The 16,136-nt window shown below is 72.0% G+C and carries 14 protein-coding genes and 1 tRNA gene; 6 read left to right on the top strand and 9 right to left on the bottom strand.

Annotation, left to right across the window (positions count from 1 at the left end; all coding sequences use genetic code 11):
- Positions 1-222: 222 nt before the first annotated feature.
- The 7 genes from rho to ACIDOF_RS01360 all read right to left on the bottom strand — a co-directional run bounded on the left by rho (position 223) and on the right by ACIDOF_RS01360 (position 9,246).
- Entirely contained in the window at positions 223-2,238 is a 2,016-nt protein-coding gene (rho, locus tag ACIDOF_RS01330) for a transcription termination factor Rho (RefSeq protein WP_409003711.1), read from the bottom strand.
- Positions 2,239-2,621: 383 nt separating this feature from the next.
- Complete coding sequence (thrB, locus tag ACIDOF_RS01335) at positions 2,622-3,539, bottom strand: homoserine kinase (protein WP_409003712.1); 918 nt, start codon at positions 3,537-3,539, stop codon at positions 2,622-2,624.
- A gap of 287 nt (positions 3,540-3,826) precedes the next feature.
- Positions 3,827-4,903: a threonine synthase gene (gene thrC / locus ACIDOF_RS01340; protein WP_409003713.1), complete on the bottom strand. Its 1,077-nt coding sequence runs from the start codon at positions 4,901-4,903 to the stop codon at positions 3,827-3,829.
- 8 nt (positions 4,904-4,911) lie between these two features.
- Positions 4,912-6,201 carry a homoserine dehydrogenase gene (locus ACIDOF_RS01345; RefSeq protein ID WP_409004016.1) on the bottom strand — a complete coding sequence of 430 codons (1,290 nt, stop codon included), beginning with the start codon at positions 6,199-6,201 and terminating at the stop codon, positions 4,912-4,914.
- Between the two features lie 131 nt (positions 6,202-6,332).
- The gene (gene lysA / locus ACIDOF_RS01350) at positions 6,333-7,724 is read right to left on the bottom strand and encodes a diaminopimelate decarboxylase (RefSeq protein WP_409003714.1); all 1,392 of its coding nucleotides are present in this window, start codon (positions 7,722-7,724) and stop codon (positions 6,333-6,335) included.
- 13 nt (positions 7,725-7,737) lie between these two features.
- The gene (nrtL, locus tag ACIDOF_RS01355; RefSeq protein WP_409003715.1) at positions 7,738-8,712 is read right to left on the bottom strand and encodes an ArgS-related anticodon-binding protein NrtL; all 975 of its coding nucleotides are present in this window, start codon (positions 8,710-8,712) and stop codon (positions 7,738-7,740) included.
- Between the two features lie 99 nt (positions 8,713-8,811).
- Positions 8,812-9,246, bottom strand: a complete 435-nt coding sequence (locus ACIDOF_RS01360) for a response regulator (RefSeq protein WP_409003716.1) — start codon at positions 9,244-9,246, stop codon at positions 8,812-8,814.
- Between the two features lie 189 nt (positions 9,247-9,435).
- Between ACIDOF_RS01360 and ACIDOF_RS01365 the strand changes: the two genes are divergently transcribed.
- From ACIDOF_RS01365 to ACIDOF_RS01375, 3 genes are all read left to right on the top strand, one after another.
- Positions 9,436-9,507: transfer RNA gene (locus ACIDOF_RS01365), tRNA-Arg, on the top strand.
- A 261-nt stretch (positions 9,508-9,768) separates the two neighbouring features.
- Positions 9,769-10,419: a YceI family protein gene (locus tag ACIDOF_RS01370; RefSeq protein ID WP_409003717.1), complete on the top strand. Its 651-nt coding sequence runs from the start codon at positions 9,769-9,771 to the stop codon at positions 10,417-10,419.
- Positions 10,420-10,764: 345 nt separating this feature from the next.
- Positions 10,765-11,616: a putative protein N(5)-glutamine methyltransferase gene (locus ACIDOF_RS01375; RefSeq protein WP_409003718.1), complete on the top strand. Its 852-nt coding sequence runs from the start codon at positions 10,765-10,767 to the stop codon at positions 11,614-11,616.
- 13 nt (positions 11,617-11,629) lie between these two features.
- On the opposite strand, the gene ACIDOF_RS01380 is transcribed toward ACIDOF_RS01375, so the two are convergent.
- Complete coding sequence (locus ACIDOF_RS01380) at positions 11,630-12,697, bottom strand: Ku protein (protein WP_409003719.1); 1,068 nt, start codon at positions 12,695-12,697, stop codon at positions 11,630-11,632.
- Between the two features lie 93 nt (positions 12,698-12,790).
- On the opposite strand from ACIDOF_RS01380, the gene ligD reads away from it, so the two are divergent.
- From ligD to ACIDOF_RS01395, 3 genes are all read left to right on the top strand, one after another.
- Positions 12,791-13,690 (top strand): non-homologous end-joining DNA ligase, encoded by a 900-nt coding sequence (ligD, locus tag ACIDOF_RS01385; RefSeq protein WP_409003720.1) that lies wholly within the window; start codon positions 12,791-12,793, stop codon positions 13,688-13,690.
- Positions 13,687-14,592, top strand: coding sequence for an ATP-dependent DNA ligase (locus ACIDOF_RS01390; RefSeq protein ID WP_409003721.1), 906 nt, complete (start codon positions 13,687-13,689; stop codon positions 14,590-14,592). Before ligD ends, ACIDOF_RS01390 begins: the two co-directional genes overlap by 4 nt.
- Before the next feature lie 136 nt (positions 14,593-14,728).
- A complete protein-coding gene (locus tag ACIDOF_RS01395) occupies positions 14,729-15,157 on the top strand; it encodes a DUF4440 domain-containing protein (protein WP_409003722.1) in 429 nt (142 codons plus the stop codon).
- A gap of 25 nt (positions 15,158-15,182) precedes the next feature.
- Here the strand turns inward: ACIDOF_RS01395 and ACIDOF_RS01400 are convergent, their stop codons facing one another.
- Positions 15,183-15,983 carry a nuclease-related domain-containing protein gene (locus ACIDOF_RS01400; RefSeq protein ID WP_409003723.1) on the bottom strand — a complete coding sequence of 267 codons (801 nt, stop codon included), beginning with the start codon at positions 15,981-15,983 and terminating at the stop codon, positions 15,183-15,185.
- Positions 15,984-16,136: the final 153 nt, after the last annotated feature.

The raw sequence follows: 16,136 nt of genomic DNA on the forward strand, positions 1-16,136 counted from the left end.
CCGACTGTCCGCCGAGGGTCCCTTTCGCGCCCCGCCGGACGACCCTCCTGACCTGCACGATCGCAGTACGGAACGGACCGCGGGAGACGTCCCCGTACGCCCGGTTCCTGTGGCAAAGCTCTCGTACGACGCCTCTCGTACGAGGCACGGAGGTACGACAAAGGCCCCGCCCCCGGCACGGACGGACCGTGACGGGGGCGGGGCCTGGAGCGCTGGGCCCGATCAGTCGTTGCCGTTGCCCGGGGTGGGCGTGGTCTTGGCGATCTGCATCAGGAACTCGGCGTTCGACTTGGTCTGCTTCATCTTGTCGAGGAGCAGCTCGATCGCCTGCTGCGAGTCGAGCGCGTGCAGCACCCGGCGCAGCTTCCAGACGATGTTCAACTCCTCGCCGTTCAGGAGGATTTCCTCCTTGCGGGTGGAGGAGGCGTCCACGTCGACGGCCGGGAAGATGCGCTTGTCCGAGAGCTTCCGGTCGAGCTTCAGCTCCATGTTGCCGGTGCCCTTGAACTCCTCGAAGATCACCTCGTCCATGCGCGAGCCGGTCTCGACGAGCGCGGTGGCCAGGATGGTCAGCGAGCCGCCGTCCTCGATGTTCCGCGCGGCGCCGAAGAAGCGCTTCGGCGGGTACAGCGCGGTCGAGTCGACACCACCGGACAGGATGCGCCCGGACGCCGGGGCCGCCAGGTTGTAGGCACGGCCGAGGCGGGTGATCGAGTCGAGCAGGACGACCACGTCGTGACCCAGCTCGACGAGACGCTTGGCGCGCTCGATGGCCAGCTCGGCGACGGTGGTGTGGTCCTCGGCGGGACGGTCGAAGGTCGAGGAGATGACCTCGCCCTTCACCGACCGCTGCATGTCGGTGACTTCCTCGGGCCGCTCGTCGACGAGGACGACCATGAGGTGGCACTCGGGGCTGTTGTGCGTGATCGCGTTGGCGACCGCCTGCATGATCATGGTCTTGCCGGTCTTCGGCGGGGCCACGATCAGGCCTCGCTGGCCCTTACCGATCGGCGACACGAGGTCGATGATGCGGGTGGTCAGGATGCCCGGGTCGGTCTCCAGGCGCAGCCGCTCCTGCGGGTAGAGCGGCGTCAGCTTGTTGAACTCCGGGCGGCCGCGGCCGGTTTCGGGCGCCATGCCGTTGACGGAGTCGAGCCGGACCAGCGCGTTGAACTTCTCGCGCCGCTCGCCGTCCTTGGGCTGACGGACCGCGCCGGTGACGTGGTCGCCCTTGCGCAGGCCGTTCTTGCGGACCTGGGCGAGGGACACGTACACGTCGTTCGGGCCCGGCAGGTAGCCGGACGTACGGATGAACGCGTAGTTGTCGAGGATGTCGAGGATGCCCGCGACGGGGATCAGGACGTCGTCCTCGGACAGCTGCGGCTCGCTCGCGTCGTCACGGCCGCGACGGCCACGACGGTCGCGGTAGCGGCCGCGGCGACCACGCCTGCCACCCTCGAACTCGTCGTCGTCCTGGCGGTCTTGACGGTCCTGACGACCGCCGCCGCCCTGCTGCTGCCGGCCCTGGCCGCCGCCCTGGCCGCCCTGGTCGTCGCCCTTGTTGCGACGGCCGCGGTCACGGCGGTTGCCACGGTCACCGCGCTCGCCGCGGTCGCGGTCACGGCCGCGGCCCTCGGCGGTGTCGGCGGCGCCCTCGGCGCGCGCGTCCTCGGACTTCGCCTCGGACTTGGCCTCGCCCTTCGGCTCGGCCTGGGCGTCCGGGGCGCCGGCCTCGGCGGTGGCGCGACGACGGCCGCGGCGCTCACCGGAGGACGCGTCGTCGGACGCGGGCTGGCCGGGGATGTCGATCTGCTGCTGTGCGGCCGGCTTCTCCGCGGCCTTCTCCGCCTTGGCGGGCTTCTCGGCCTTCTCGACCGGCTGCGCCTTCTCCGCGCTCTCGGTCTCGCCGGTGCGCGCCTTGGAGGTGGCCCGGCGCTTGGGCTTGGTCTCACCCTCGCCCGTCGCCTTCGCGGGGGCGGAGCCTCCGGCGGCCTGCGCCTCCTTGATGACGTCGATCAGCTGGCTCTTGCGCATCCGCGCGGTGCCCCTGATCCCGAGGCCCGATGCGACCTGCTGAAGTTCGGCCAGCACCATGCCCTCGAGGCCGGTGCCGCGGCGCCGCCGCGTGCCGGTCGAAGCACCGGTGGCAGGCGCAGCAGAGGCGTCCGTGGCGGGCGCGCCGGCGGTGTCGACCGCGCTGTCGGCAGTCACGCCCATCAGATCGGTGGTGTCGCTCACGAAGGGTCCTTCCCTGGAGCGGACGTCGGCCTGTCTGGCTCGGCGACCGGTTGTGCTGTCCGGCGGGTGCCTGTGTGGTGCGGACCTGCCGGGGCGGTGGTCCCGCCGGAAGTGGCGGAAGAGTTCATTGATGACGGCGCTTTTCGAATCCGTGACACCTGCTGTGCTGTGTCACGCGGATCGATCGCACCGACTCCGGAGCGTGCTCATGGCCGCTCGATGCGTGGCATCGAACAGTTCGGGGGCTCCCGGAAGAAGGTCTGTCCCCTGCTTACCTGACAGGGACACGAGGCACCACGCCCATCAGGGCTCGGGTGCAGACTTGAGGTTAACACTACCGGATCCAACAAATATTCCCCCTCTCTTGCTCCGGCATTCGCGTATCAGGGCGCAAGCGGCAGCACGCTCGCACCGCCCGCGTCGAGGTCGAGGCGGTTGGCCGCCCAGCCCTCGCCCGCGAGGAGCGCGACCTTGTCGGCCGTGCTCACGTCGGCCAGCGCCAGGACCGTCGGGCCCGCGCCGGAGATGACCGCGGGGACGCCGTCCGCACGCAGCCGCTCCACCAGGGCGGCGCTCTCCGGCATGGCGGGGGCGCGGTACTCCTGGTGCAGCCGGTCCTCGGTGGCCGCCAGCAGGTGCTCGGGGCGCCGGGTGAGCGCCTCGACGAGCAGGGCGGCCCGGCCCGCGTTGGCCGCGGCGTCCACGTGCGGGACGGTGCGCGGCAGCAGTCCGCGGGCGGTCTCGGTGAGTACCGGCTTCCCCGGTACGAAAACCACCGGAACGATGGAATCGGCGGGGTCCATCCTGATCGCGCGCGCCGATCCGCCCTCCATCCAGGAGAGCGTGAAGCCGCCGAGCAGACAGGCGGCGACGTTGTCCGGGTGGCCCTCGATCTCGGTGGCGAGCTCGAGCAGCGCGGTGTCGTCGAGCTTGGCGTCTCCGCCTATGGTCACGGCCCGCGCGGCGACGATGCCGGCGCAGATGGCGGCGGACGAGGAGCCGAGGCCGCGGCCGTGCGGAATGCGGTTGGCGCAGACCACCTCGAGGCCGCGGGGCTGCCCGCCGAGCAGGTCGAAGGCGGTGCGCAGGGAGCGTACGAGCAGATGCTTCTCGTCGCGCGGGAGGGTGTCGGAGCCCTCGCCTGCGATGTCGACGTGCAGACCGGAATCGGCCACCCGGACGACGACGTCGTCGTACAGCCCCAGCGACAGGCCGAGGGCGTCGAAGCCCGGGCCGAGGTTGGCGCTGGTGGCGGGGACGCGCACCCGGACGGCGGCGGCGCGGAATGCGGGACCGGCCATCGCTCGATGACTCTCCTTGTTGAGCTGCGAGTTCGTGATTCGCAAGGGGAACGACAGAGTTACGGAAATACCCGAAGGCCGCTACCGGCGGCACCGCGGCATATGCGGCTTGGCGGGTTCGGTACAGCCTATCGAAGGAAGGTTCTGTGGCGACATAGGGCGCACAGGAGGCGCACGATGCGTGTCGTAAGCCCCCTGTGCACCCCCCTGTTGCGGAATGCGGGCTATGCCCTGGGTGATACCCCGCCAACAGGCGCCGCGCACACGGGTGTTGGGCGGATGCCGGGTTACGCCAGGCCGAGGCGCTCGGCCGCGGCGGCGGCGTCGACCGGGACGGTGAGCGGCTGCGGGGCGCCGGCCACGGCCCAGTCCGGGTCCTTCAGGCCGTTGCCGGTGACCGTGCAGACGATCCGCTGGCCCTTGTCGACCTTGCCCTCCTCGGCGGCCTTCAGCAGACCGGCGACCGAGGCGGCCGAGGCGGGCTCCACGAAGACGCCCTCGCGGGAGGCCAACAGCTTGTAGGCGCGCAGGATCTGACGGTCGGTCACCTCGTCGATGAAGCCGCCGGACTCGTCCCGCGCGGCCTCGGCGAACGCCCAGGAGGCGGGGTTGCCGATGCGAATCGCGGTGGCGATCGTCGACGGGTCCTTGACGACCTCGCCGCGCACGATCGGGGCCGAACCGGAGGCCTGGAAGCCCCACATGCGCGGGGTGTGCGAGCTGAGGCCGTCCGCCGCGTACTCCTTGTACCCGCGCCAGTAGGCCGTGATGTTGCCGGCGTTGCCGACGGGCAGGACGTGGATGTCGGGGGCGTCGCCGAGGCGGTCGACGATCTCGAACGCGGCGGTCTTCTGGCCCTCGATACGGACCGGGTTGACCGAGTTGACCAGCGCCACCGGGTAGTTCTCGCTGAGGCCGCGGGCGAGCACCAGGCAGTCGTCGAAGTTGCCGTCGACCTGGAGGATCTTCGCGCCGTGCACGAGGGCCTGGCCGAGCTTGCCCATGGCGATCTTGCCCTGCGGGATGAGCACGGCGCTGACCATGCCGGCCTTGCCCGCGTACGCCGCGGCGGAGGCGGAGGTGTTGCCGGTGGAGGCGCAGATGACGGCCTTCGCGCCCTCCTCCTTGGCCTTGGTGATGGCCATGGTCATGCCGCGGTCCTTGAACGAACCGGTGGGGTTGGCGCCCTCGACCTTCAGGTGCACCTCACAGCCGGTGAGCTCGGAGAGGACCTCTGCGTGGACGAGCGGAGTGCCGCCCTCGCCGAGCGTGACCACGGGCGTCGTCTCGGTGACGGGGAGACGGTCGCGGTACTCCTCGATGATCCCGCGCCACTGGTGGGCGCCGGCCTGGATGGCGGTCATGGCTTCGTTTACTCCCCTTCAACACGCATGATGCTGGCGACACCACGCACGGTGTCGAGCTGCCGCAGAGCGTCGACGGTGCCGGTGAGGGCGGCGTCCGCTGCACGGTGGGTCACGACGACGAGCGATGCCTCGCCGTCCTTGCCCTGCTGGCGCACCGTATCGATCGATACGCCGTGCTCGGCGAAGACCGTCGCGACCTGGGCGAGGACGCCCGGCTTGTCGGCCACGTCGAGGCTGATGTGGTACCGCGTCACGACCTCGCCCATCGGGCTCACCGGCAGGCGGGTGTACGCGGATTCGCCGGGCCCGGTGGCGCCGGCGAGCTTGTTGCGGCAGACGGCCACGAGGTCGCCGAGGACCGCGGAGGCGGTGGGGGCGCCGCCCGCGCCGGGGCCGTAGAACATCAGCTGGCCGGCCGCGTCGGACTCCACGAACACCGCGTTGTACGCCTCGCGGACCGAGGCCAGCGGGTGGGTGAGGGGGATCATCGCGGGGTGCACGCGGGCGGTGACGGACTCGCCGTCGGCGGCCCGCTCGCAGATGGCGAGCAGCTTGATGGTGCAGCCCATCTCCTTCGCGGAAGCGAAGTCGGCGGCGGTGACCTCGGTCATGCCCTCGCGGTACACGTCGTCCAGGCGCACCCGCGTGTGGAAGGCGATGCCGGCCAGGATCGCGGCCTTGGCGGCGGCGTCGAAGCCCTCGACGTCGGCGGTCGGGTCGGCCTCCGCGTATCCGAGCGCGGTGGCCTCGTCGAGCGCCTCCTGGTAGCCGGCGCCGGTCGAGTCCATCTTGTCGAGGATGAAGTTCGTGGTGCCGTTGACGATGCCCATGACGCGGTTGATCTTGTCGCCGGCGAGGGACTCGCGCAGCGGCCGGATCAGCGGGATGGCACCGGCGACGGCCGCCTCGTAGTACAGGTCCCGGTCGTGCTCCTCGGCGGCGGCGTGCAGCGCGGCGCCGTCCTGGGCGAGCAGCGCCTTGTTGGCCGAGACGACGGAGGCGCCGTGCTCGAAGGCGGTGGTGATCAGCGTGCGGGCGGGCTCGATACCGCCGATGACCTCGACCACGACGTCCAGGTCGCCGCGTTTGACGAGCGCGGTGGCGTCGGTGGTGATCAGGGACTTGTCGATGCCCTCGCGCACCCGGTCGGGGCGGCGGACGGCCACGCCCGCCAGCTCCACCGGGGCGCCGATCCGGGCCGCCAGGTCGTCGGCGTGCGTCGTCATGATGCGCGCCACCTCGGAGCCGACAACCCCGCAGCCAAGCAGCGCGACCTTCAGCGGACGCGTACGCATCATCCGACCTCACTTCTCATTACATCTACGGTTGGACCAGTCTCACCCACCGGAACGCAGTTTCTACCCTACGTCCGGATCGTGAGACGGAAATTTCACGGGGCGGTCGGTCCCGCCCCGTCGGACCTCGGTCATCCGACGTCCAGACGCAGGAGATCCTCCTCCGTCTCACGCCGCACGATCACTCGGGCCTCGCCGTCCTTGACGGCGACGACCGGCGGGCGCAGCGCGTGGTTGTAGTTGCTCGCCATGGAGCGGCAGTAGGCGCCGGTGGCGGGCACGGCGATCAGGTCGCCGGGGGCCAGGTCGGCCGGCAGGAACGCGTCCTTCACGACGATGTCACCGCTCTCGCAGTGCTTGCCGACCACCCGGACGAGGATCGGCTCGGCGTCGGAGCGGCGCGACACGAGCGCGACGGTGTACTCCGCGTCGTACAGCGCCGTGCGGATGTTGTCGGACATGCCGCCGTCCACGGACACGTACGTCCGCAGGCCTTCGAGGGGCTTGACGGTGCCGACGCGGTAGAGCGTGAAGGCGGTCGGGCCGACGATGGCGCGGCCCGGCTCGACGGAGATGCGGGGCGTGGCGAGACCCGCGGACTCGCACTCCCTCGTCACGATCTCGCTGAGCGCCTTGGCGATCTCGTGCGGCTCGCGCGGGTCGTCGTCCGAGGTGTACGCGATGCCGAGGCCGCCGCCGAGGTCGATCTCGGGCAGCTCGACGCCGTGCTCGTCGCGCACTTCGGCGAGGAGCCGCACGACGCGGCGGGCGGAGACCTCGAAGCCGGCCATGTCGAAGATCTGCGAGCCGATGTGGCTGTGGATGCCGATCAGTTCGAGCCCGTCGAGCTTGAGGGCCCGGCGTACGGCCTCCGCGGCCTGGCCGCCGGCGAGGGCGATGCCGAACTTCTGGTCCTCGTGGGCGGTGGCGATGAACTCGTGGGTGTGCGCCTCGACGCCGACGGTGACGCGGATCTGCACGCGCTGCCGCTTGCCGAGCCGCTCGGCGGTGTGCGCGACGCGGGCGATCTCCTGGAAGGAGTCGAGCACGATCCGCCCGACGCCCGCCTCGACGGCCCGCTCGATCTCCTCGGGGCTCTTGTTGTTGCCGTGGTACGCGATCCGCTCGGCGGGCATGCCCGCGGCGAGGGCGGTGGTCAGCTCGCCGGCGGAGCAGACGTCGAGGTTGAGCCCCTCCTCCTGGAGCCAGCGGACGATCGCGCGGGAGAGGAAGGCCTTGCCGGCGTAGAAGACGTCGGCCTCGGTGCCGAAGGCCTCGCGCCAGGCGCGGCAGCGGGCCCGGAAGTCGGTCTCGTCCAGGAAGTACGCCGGGGTGCCGAACTCCTCGGCGAGGCGGGCGACTTCGATGCCGCCGACGCTGACGGTGCCGTCCTCGGCGCGGGCGACGGTGCGGGACCAGACCTTCGGGTCGAGGACGTTCAGGTCGGCGGGCGGCGCCATGTAGTGACCCTCGGGGAGGACATCGGCGTGACGGGGCCCGGCGGGGTGTGCGGAACGGCTCATGATGCGGTCTCTCTCACAGATGTTCGGGTGCGCTGATGCCGAGCAGGGTCAGGCCGCCGGCGAGCACCGTCCCGGCGGCTTCGGCGAGCGCGAGCCGGGCGCGGTGGGCGGCCGAGGGTTTCTCGTCGCCGAGCGGGAGGACGGTGTGCTGGTGCGCCAGGAGGGCGTCGGCGCCGGCCACGAGGTGCCGCGCGAGCCGGTCGGGGGCGCGGTGGTGGGCGGCGGCTTCGAGTACGGAGGGGTGGTCGGCGAGGAACGCGGGGAGCGGGCCGTCCACGGCCCCGGGTTCGGGGCCGAAGCCCAGGTCGGCGGCGTTGCGCAGCAGGGCGCGGGCCCGCGCGTGCGCGTACCGGACGCGGAACAGCGGGTTGTCCTCGGTCTGGGCGAGCAGCGACTCGGGAAAGCGCGGGGTCTCCTGCGGCGGGGCGCTCAGCAGGGCCCAGCGGGCGGCGTCCGCGCCGTACCGCCCGAGCACGTCCCCGGCGGCGCGCGGCACGGGCGCGACGCGCAGGGTCTGCTCGCCCCCGGGCACGACCCCGGCCTCGGCGCCGAGCGCGCGGAGGAGGCGTACGACGGTGTCGGTGACGAGGCCGGCGCGCAGCTCGTCGGCGGGCGCGAAGCGGAACTCCTGCCCGGCGAGCAGGTCGGCGTGCCCGTAGGCCGCGCGGCGGGCCAGCACCTCGCGTACGACGTGGGCCTCGCCGGTGCCGTCGACGGTGAAGTTCAGGAAGCCGGGGCCGGTGATCTCGACGTCGGCGATGCCCGGCTCGCGCACGAGGGCCGTGCCGAGGAGCTCGGCGACCTCGCGCGGGGGCCGGCCGGCCGCGCCGGCGAGCTGCAGCGCGACGTTGGAGGCGAAGTCCCCGCGTCCGCCGGGCCGCGGCCGCTCGACCACGACACGTGCCGGGACGGGCACGCTCAGCTTCTCGTCCTCGACAGCGCGGCGCACGACGCGCAGCACGGTACGGGAGAGATCGGCGGGGGTCACAGGACAAGCGTATGGGAGGAGGGGGGTGGGTAGGCGAACCGGTTTCCCGGTCTTCTTGCGATGTGGACGGCGGGACTCCCCGGGCGGCCTTGCCGCAGGTCACCGCCGGGTGCGTTCCGCGGCCCCCTCGGCGCGCTTCCCCGGCACCCGGTCCCGCCGCCCCTGCCGCCTCAACTGCCGGACGACGCCGAGGAGTTCGGCGGGCTCGAAGGGCTTGCTGAGGAATGCGTCGACTCCTACGGCGAGGCCGCTCTCCACCTCGTACCGCGTGCAGGCGCTGATGATCGCGACCGGGATGTGCTGTGTCACGGGCTCGGCGCGGAGCAGGGCCGCCGTGCGCAGGCCGTCGAGCCGGGGCATGACGACGTCGAGGGTGATGACGTCGGGGCGGACGTCCTTGACGACGTCCAGACACTCGGCACCGTCGGCCGCGGTCACGACCTCGAAGCCCTCAAGCTCGAGATTGACCCTGATCAGCTGCCGGATCACCTTGTTGTCGTCGACGACAAGGACCCGGCCGGACGCCCCTGGCACAGATCGAGGGTAGGACTGCGAGGTGTTCCGCGTCCGGGTTTTCCCCACTTCCGCCCTGCGGGGGTACGTGCCTGCGCGCCTTGACGTTCCCGGGCCGGCGAGGCGGCCGCCGCCTGCGAAATACCTGTTCCTGGCCACCCCCGTGGAGCTGGTAGGGTTCTACCCGTCGCCGCGCCGAGCGCGGTGAACGCCCCCGTAGCTCAGGGGATAGAGCAACGGCCTCCGGAGCCGTGTGCGCAGGTTCGAATCCTGCCGGGGGCACCTTGTTTGTGAGGTGTCTGTAGACCCCGCGATCAGCGACTTCGCTGAGGCGGGGTCTTTGTTTTGCGCGTCTCCGGTGCGCGTACGAATTCACTACTCTCCGCGATGGCCGGGTGCCCGTGGGTGCGTACACATCTTGCTGATCTTGTGCTTGTTTGCTGGTGAGGGCATGGAAGCCGGACGAGGGGACGCATCTCGCCGAGGGTGCGGCCGGGGGGCGTGATAACACGGAGTGACCAACTCGAAGGGGAGTACGGCCTCATGGGCATCTTCAGCCGTCGTCGCACCGCCACGCTCGAACCGGGCGACGCCTTCCCCGCCGCCGCCCAAGCGCGGAGCGGTTCCGGGGACACCGGGCTCGATCCCGCGCTGCGCGCGCTGACCGGGCAGTGGACGATCGACCGTCCGCACAGCCGGATCGGGTTCTCCGTGCGGCACGCCATGGTCACGACCGTGCGGGGCGCGTTCGCGGACTACGACAGCCGGCTGTACTTCGACGGGGAGCGGCCCTCCCGGTCGCGCGCCGAACTCGTCATCCGCGTCGCCAGCGTGGACACGGGCGTGGAGCAGCGGGACGCGCACATCGCCGGAGCGGACTTCTTCGACGCGCACCGCTTCCCGGAGATGACGTTCCGCAGCACGTCGACCGTGCACGAGGGCGGGGAGACGTTCCGCATGACGGGCGACCTGACGATCCGCGACGTCACCCGCCCCGTCGAGCTGCAGCTGGACTACCTGGGCTCGGTCATGGACCCCTTCGGCTACGAACGCTCCGGCTTCGACGGCACGACGACCATCGACCGCACGGAATGGGGCCTGGTCTACAACCAGCGCCTGGCGGCGGGCGGCACGATGGTCAGCGAAAAGGTCCGCCTGCAGTTCGACATCTCGGCGGTCCGGGCGGAGGGGTAGGACGCCCTGTCACGCTGGGCGCATGCTGCTGCCTCCCGCGTACGAGCAGACCGAGAGGTGGCGGTCTGGGGCGGCCCGCCTCTGGACGACGAACTGCCCCTGCGCGGGGCGGGAGTTGCAGGAATTCGACGGCGCGAGCCCGGACGCCCTGGAGCTGTTGCGGCGGTTTCGATCTTCGCTGCGCGGGCTCCGGTAAAGTGACGGCTTCACGCAGTGCGCAGGGGCGAGGAGGTGAGACCCATCAACGCTGCAGTCGGTCGGGGGTTCTCGCCTGTTCGTGGTGTGGTTGCCGGGCAGTGGTGACCCGGGAGGGCCCCTTCGCTTCGCGTAAAGGTGCTTGTTTTCATGGGTTCTTTTCCCACTCCCTCTCCTTCTCCTTTTCCCTCTCCTTCTCCCTCTCCCTCCCCTGAGGTTTCCCTTCTCGACTCCGTCGTCGGGCGGTTGCGGCGGGCCGGTTGTGTGTTCGCCGAGGACGAGGCGGCGTTGATCTTCTCCGTGGCCCGGGACCGGCGGGACGTCGACGGCATGGTGCGAGAGCGGGTGCGCGGGCTGCCGTTGGAGCAGGTCGTCGGGTTCGCCGAGTTCTGCGGGCTGCGGGTCGGCGTATCGGCCGGGGTGTTCGTGCCGCGGCGGCGTACCGAGTTCCTGGTGCGGCAGGCACTGGGCGTGCTGCCGGAGCGGGGTGTCGTGCTCGACCTGTGCTGCGGGAGCGGGGCGCTCGGGCTCGCCGTCGCGCACGGCGGGCCGGTCTGCGAGCTGCACGCGGCGGACATCGACCCCGTGGCCGTCGACTGCGCGCGCGGCAATCTCGCCGGGGTCGGCGGGCAGGTGTACGTGAGCGATCTGTACGACGGGCTGCCCGCGCGGCTGCGGGGCCGGGTGGACGTGCTTGTCGCAAACGCCCCGTACGTACCGAGTGCGGAGATCGGGCTGTTGCCGGCCGAGGCGCGGGAGTACGAGCCGCAGGCCGCGCTGGACGGCGGGTCCGACGGGGTCGAGGTGCAGCGGCGGGTGGCCGCCGGGGCGCGGGCGTGGCTCGCGCCGGGCGGGCGGCTGCTGATCGAGACCGGTGAACGGCAGGCGGAGCGGACCGTACGGGCGATGGCGGACGGCGGGCTCGCTGCGCGGGTCGAGGAGTGCGAGGAGCTCGGGGCGACCGTCGTGATCGGGACGGCCGCCCCGCAGGAGCCCTCGTAGCGGGTCGACCCTCTTACGCGGAGGCCCGCTTGCGCGGCGAGGAGGACGACTTCTTGACGGTCGTCTTCGTCGTGGCCGTCTTCTTCGCCGCCGCCTTCTTCGCCGTACTCGTCGACTTCTTCGAGGACGCGCTCGCGGTCTTCTTCGCCGCCGTGGACGTCGACTTCTTCGTGGACGCGCTCGACGCCGTCTTCTTCGCCGTGGCCGACGTGGACTTCTTGCCGCCGACCGCCTTCGGTGTGGCCGTCGACTTCTTGCGCGTCCGGGCGAGGGGCGTGACCTCGGCCGGTTCCGGCTCCTCGCCGCGGGCCGCCTGGGCCGCCTTGACCGAGCTCTCCAGGGCGGCCATCAGGTCGATCACCTTGCCGCCGCCGGGCGCCGCCGCGGGGGCCCGGGCCGGTTCCGTGCCCTCGACCTTGGCGGCGATCATCTCCTCGACGGCCTCGCGGTAGTCGTCGTGCAGGGTCTCCAGGTCGACCTCGCCGAGGGTCTCCATCAGGGCGTCCGCGAGGTCCAACTCGGCGTCCCGCACGGTGACTTGGGTGTCGGGGGCGACGTCCTCGGGGGCGCGGATCTCGTCCGGCCAGAGCAGTCCGTGCATGGCGATGACGTCGCCGACGACGCGCAGCATGCCGAGCCGCTCACGGCCGCGGAGGGCGAACTTGGCGACGGCGACCTTGTTGCTGCGCTTCAGCGCCTCGCGGAGCAGCGTGTACGGCTTGGCGGCCGGGACGCCGTTCGCGGCGAGGTAGTACGCGGCGTCCATCTGGAGCGGGTCGATCCGCTCCTCCGGGACGAAGGCGACGATCTCGATGGTCTTGGCGGTCGGGATGGGCAGCGAGGCCAGGTCTTCCTCCGTGATGGGGATGATCGAGCCGTCGGCGTCCTCGTACCCCTTGCCGATCTCGGCGGACGAGACCTCCTTCTCCTCCAGTTCGCAGACCTTGCGGTAGCGGATGCGGCCGCCGTCGGCGGTGTGGATCTGGCGGAAGGAGACGTTGTGGTTCTCGGTGGCGTTCACGAGCTTGATCGGGATGCTGACCAGGCCGAAGGAGATGGCCCCGTTCCATATGGATCGCACAGTGAGAACCCCTTACCTGGGCATCGCCCGGGCGCCGCGCCTGCAATTGCATACGCATTCGCCCGTTATGTCCGTTCGCGTCATCCTCATCGTATGACGCCGATCACGGAGGTGGAGGGGCGACGGCTTGCGCTCACGAACCTCGACAAGGTGCTGTATCCGTCCGTCGGGTTCACCAAGGGCGAGGCCGTGCACTACTACGCGACCTGCGCCGGAGCCCTGCTCGCGCATCTCTACAACCGCCCGGTCTCCTTCCTGCGCTTCCCCGACGGGCCGGACGGCCAGCGCTTCTTCACGAAGAACGTCCCGCCCGGCACCCCCGACTGGGTGCGCACCGCCGACGTCCCGCGGCGCAGCGAGGAGGGCACGGCGACGTTCGTCCTCGTGCAGGACATGTCTAGCCTGATCTGGGCGGCCAACCTGGTGACGGAGTTCCACACCCCGCAGTGGCAGGCCGACTCCCCCGGCGTCGCCGACCGGATGGTGTTCGACCTCGACCCCGGCGCGCCCGCCACGATCGTGGAGTGCTGCACGGTGGCGCTCTGGCTGCGCGAACGCCTCGCCGCCGACGGACTGCACTCGTACGCCAAGACCTCCGGCTCGAAGGGCCTGCACCTCCTCGTGCCGATCGAGCCGACCCCGTCCGAGCAGGTCACCGCGTACGCCAAGGAGCTGGCGGTCGAGGCCGAGCGGGAGCTGGCCGGGCTCGCGCTGCACCGGATGACGCGGAGCCTCAGGCCCGGGAAGGTGTTCGTCGACTTCAGCCAGAACGCCGCCGCGAAGACGACGGCCACCCCGTACACCCTGCGGGCCCGCGCCGAGCCGACCGTGTCCGCGCCCGTGACCTGGGAGGAGGTCGAGGGCTGCGGCGCACCCGACGAGCTGTCGTTCCTCGCCACGGACATCGCGCCCCGGCTGGCGGAGCACGGGGACCTGCTCGGCCCGCTCATCAACCTCAACCGGGCGGGCAGGCTGCCACGGGGCTTCCGGTGACGGCCCCGCCCGTGCGCCCTCCGGTGCGCGTGGCGCTCGCCGACGCCGTCGCCGCGCTGCCGACGGACGGGCCGTGGGCGTACGAGCCGAAGTTCGACGGGCACCGGCTCGTGCTGTTCCGGAACGCCGGGCCGCGCGGCGTGCTGCTGCAGGCACGGTCGGGGCGGACGGTGACCGCGGCGTTCCCGGACCTGGCCCGGGCGGCGCTCGCCCTGCCCGAGGGCACCGTCGTCGACGGCGAGGTCGTGGTGTGGACGGAGGGGCGGACCGACTTCGCGGCGGTGCAGCGGCGGGCGGCGGCCACGCCCGGCCGGGCCCCGGAGCTGGCGCGCGCCCTGCCCGCCTCGTACGCGGCGTTCGACCTGCTCGCCGACGCGGGCGCGGACCTGCGCGGGCGGGCGTACCGGGAGCGGCGCGAGCGGCTCGTCGCGCTGCTCGCGCCGCTCGGCCCGCCGCTGCAGCCGGTGCCGATGACGACGGACCCGGAGCTCGCGGCGGTCTGGTACGAGTCGCTGCGCGCGACCGGCGTCGAGGGGCTTGTGGTCAAGCGGCTCGACCAGCCGTATCCGGGCGGCCGCCGGGCCTGGCTGAAGTTGCGGCACAGCGACACCCGGGACGCGGTCGTGGTGGGCTTCACCGGCAGCCCGGCGCGGCCGCAGGCGCTGGTCCTCGTGCTGCCGGGGGATGACGACCCGGTGCTGTCCAGCCCGCTGGCGCCGGCGGTGCGGGCGCGGGCGGCGGAGCTGCTGCCTGCGCCGGACGGGGAGGCGGGGATGAACGCGATCGGCTTCGGCGACATCACGTACCGGACCGTGCCGCCGGAGCTGACGGTCGAGGTGCGGCAGCAGACGACGCGGCACCGGATGGCGGCGGTGGTGCGGTTCCGGAGCGGGGACGAGTGAGCCGCACCGCCCGTCCCCTTCGGATCCGTGACCGGGATCACCATTAATCAAGTTTGACCAATGCTCGTTCGCGGCATACCTTTCTTCGAGTAGTCAAGGTTGACCAATACGACAGCGATCTGCCGGAGGCGCCTGCATGACCGTTCTGCCCGACACCGGATACACCCCCACCGCCGAGGACCGGGCGAGCCTGGACGCCTGGTTCGCCGAGTACGACGCCGCGAGCGGACGCCGGGACGTCGAGCGCATGGCCGACCTGGCGGCGTTCCCGCTCAACCTGGTGAGCGACGACTCGGCGGGCGACGGCCGGTCCGCGCAGTGGGACCGCGAACAGTTCGTCGCGACCATGACCCATGTGATGGGCGAGGGAAGCGAGGACATCACCTTCGAGTCCGTCCGCACGCCGGTGTTCCTCTCCCCCGCGATGGCCGTGGTCTTCACCGACTCGACCATGACGGCGGAGGGCCGCACCCAGCAGCTCCGGTACGCCGACGTGCTGATCCGGCGCGGCGGGCAGTGGGCGTTCCAGACGATGCTCCAGGGCGGCTGGGGCGACAACCTGTAGCCGGTCCCCGTATGCCCGAGCAGGCTCAGGCCCGCGACCAGGTGTTCCGGTCGCGGGCCCGGGCGTAGAGGGCGTCGACGTCGGCGGGCTTGAGGAGGCCGCCGGTGCGGGCGAGCGAGGCGAGGTCGGGCGCCGCCACGACGCGCACCTCGCCCGCGTCCGACGGTTCGATCCGCGCGGCCTCGACCACCGCGAGGACCGGGCGCACCTCCGCCGTCAGGGCGAGCGAAGCCCGCTCCGCGTCGTGCGTGAGGCGGCGGAGCAGCGGCTGCGGCTCGGCCCGGCCCACCGCGACGTACGGCGCCGCGATCCGCACCCGGCGGCCGCGCGCGTGCAGGGAGCGCAGGCAGTGGACGCCGCCGGGGCCGATCAGCAGATGGTGCAGGCGGGCGCCGCCGGGCAGCGGGACGGAGTGCAGGGCGCGCCAGCCCGCGCCGTCGAGCCGGTCCAGGGCCTCGCCCACGGCCTGCTCGGCGGCCAGGTCCAGGCGGCGGGGGTCGGTGCGGAGCCGGCGGGGCGGCGCGGGGTCGCGGTCGAGGTCGACGAGGAGGGCCTCGCCGGGGCGGTTCGGGGCCAGGTCGTCGTCGGGGTGCAGGGCGAGTCCGGCCAGCTCGGCGGCGGTGGGCAGGGGCGGCGGGCCGACGGTGACGGGGCCGGTGAGGTAGGGCTTGAGGGCGTCCAGGACGCTCTCCTCGCGGTCTGCGCTGAGCAGGTTGACGCGGCCCGTGCCGCGCTCGTACCAGGCGACGTTCCGGCCGTCCGGCAGCAGCACGTGGTACAGCTCCCGGCCGTGCCGCCGGACCGGCACGACGCGCAGTGCGGACATGTCGCCTCACCCCCATGACCATGGGAACAGCTGCGGGGCGGACGGGCAACAACGACTCGGCGGCGAGGGCGAGTTGCCGACGGCGGGCCGCCCCGTGGGTTCCGGACGAGGGCGTACGAATGCGAACAAGTGGGCGGAGCTTCGTATTCTGGT

The organism is Streptomyces sp. Da 82-17, assembly GCF_046098215.1.
In the GTDB taxonomy this organism is placed as follows: domain Bacteria; phylum Actinomycetota; class Actinomycetes; order Streptomycetales; family Streptomycetaceae; genus Streptomyces.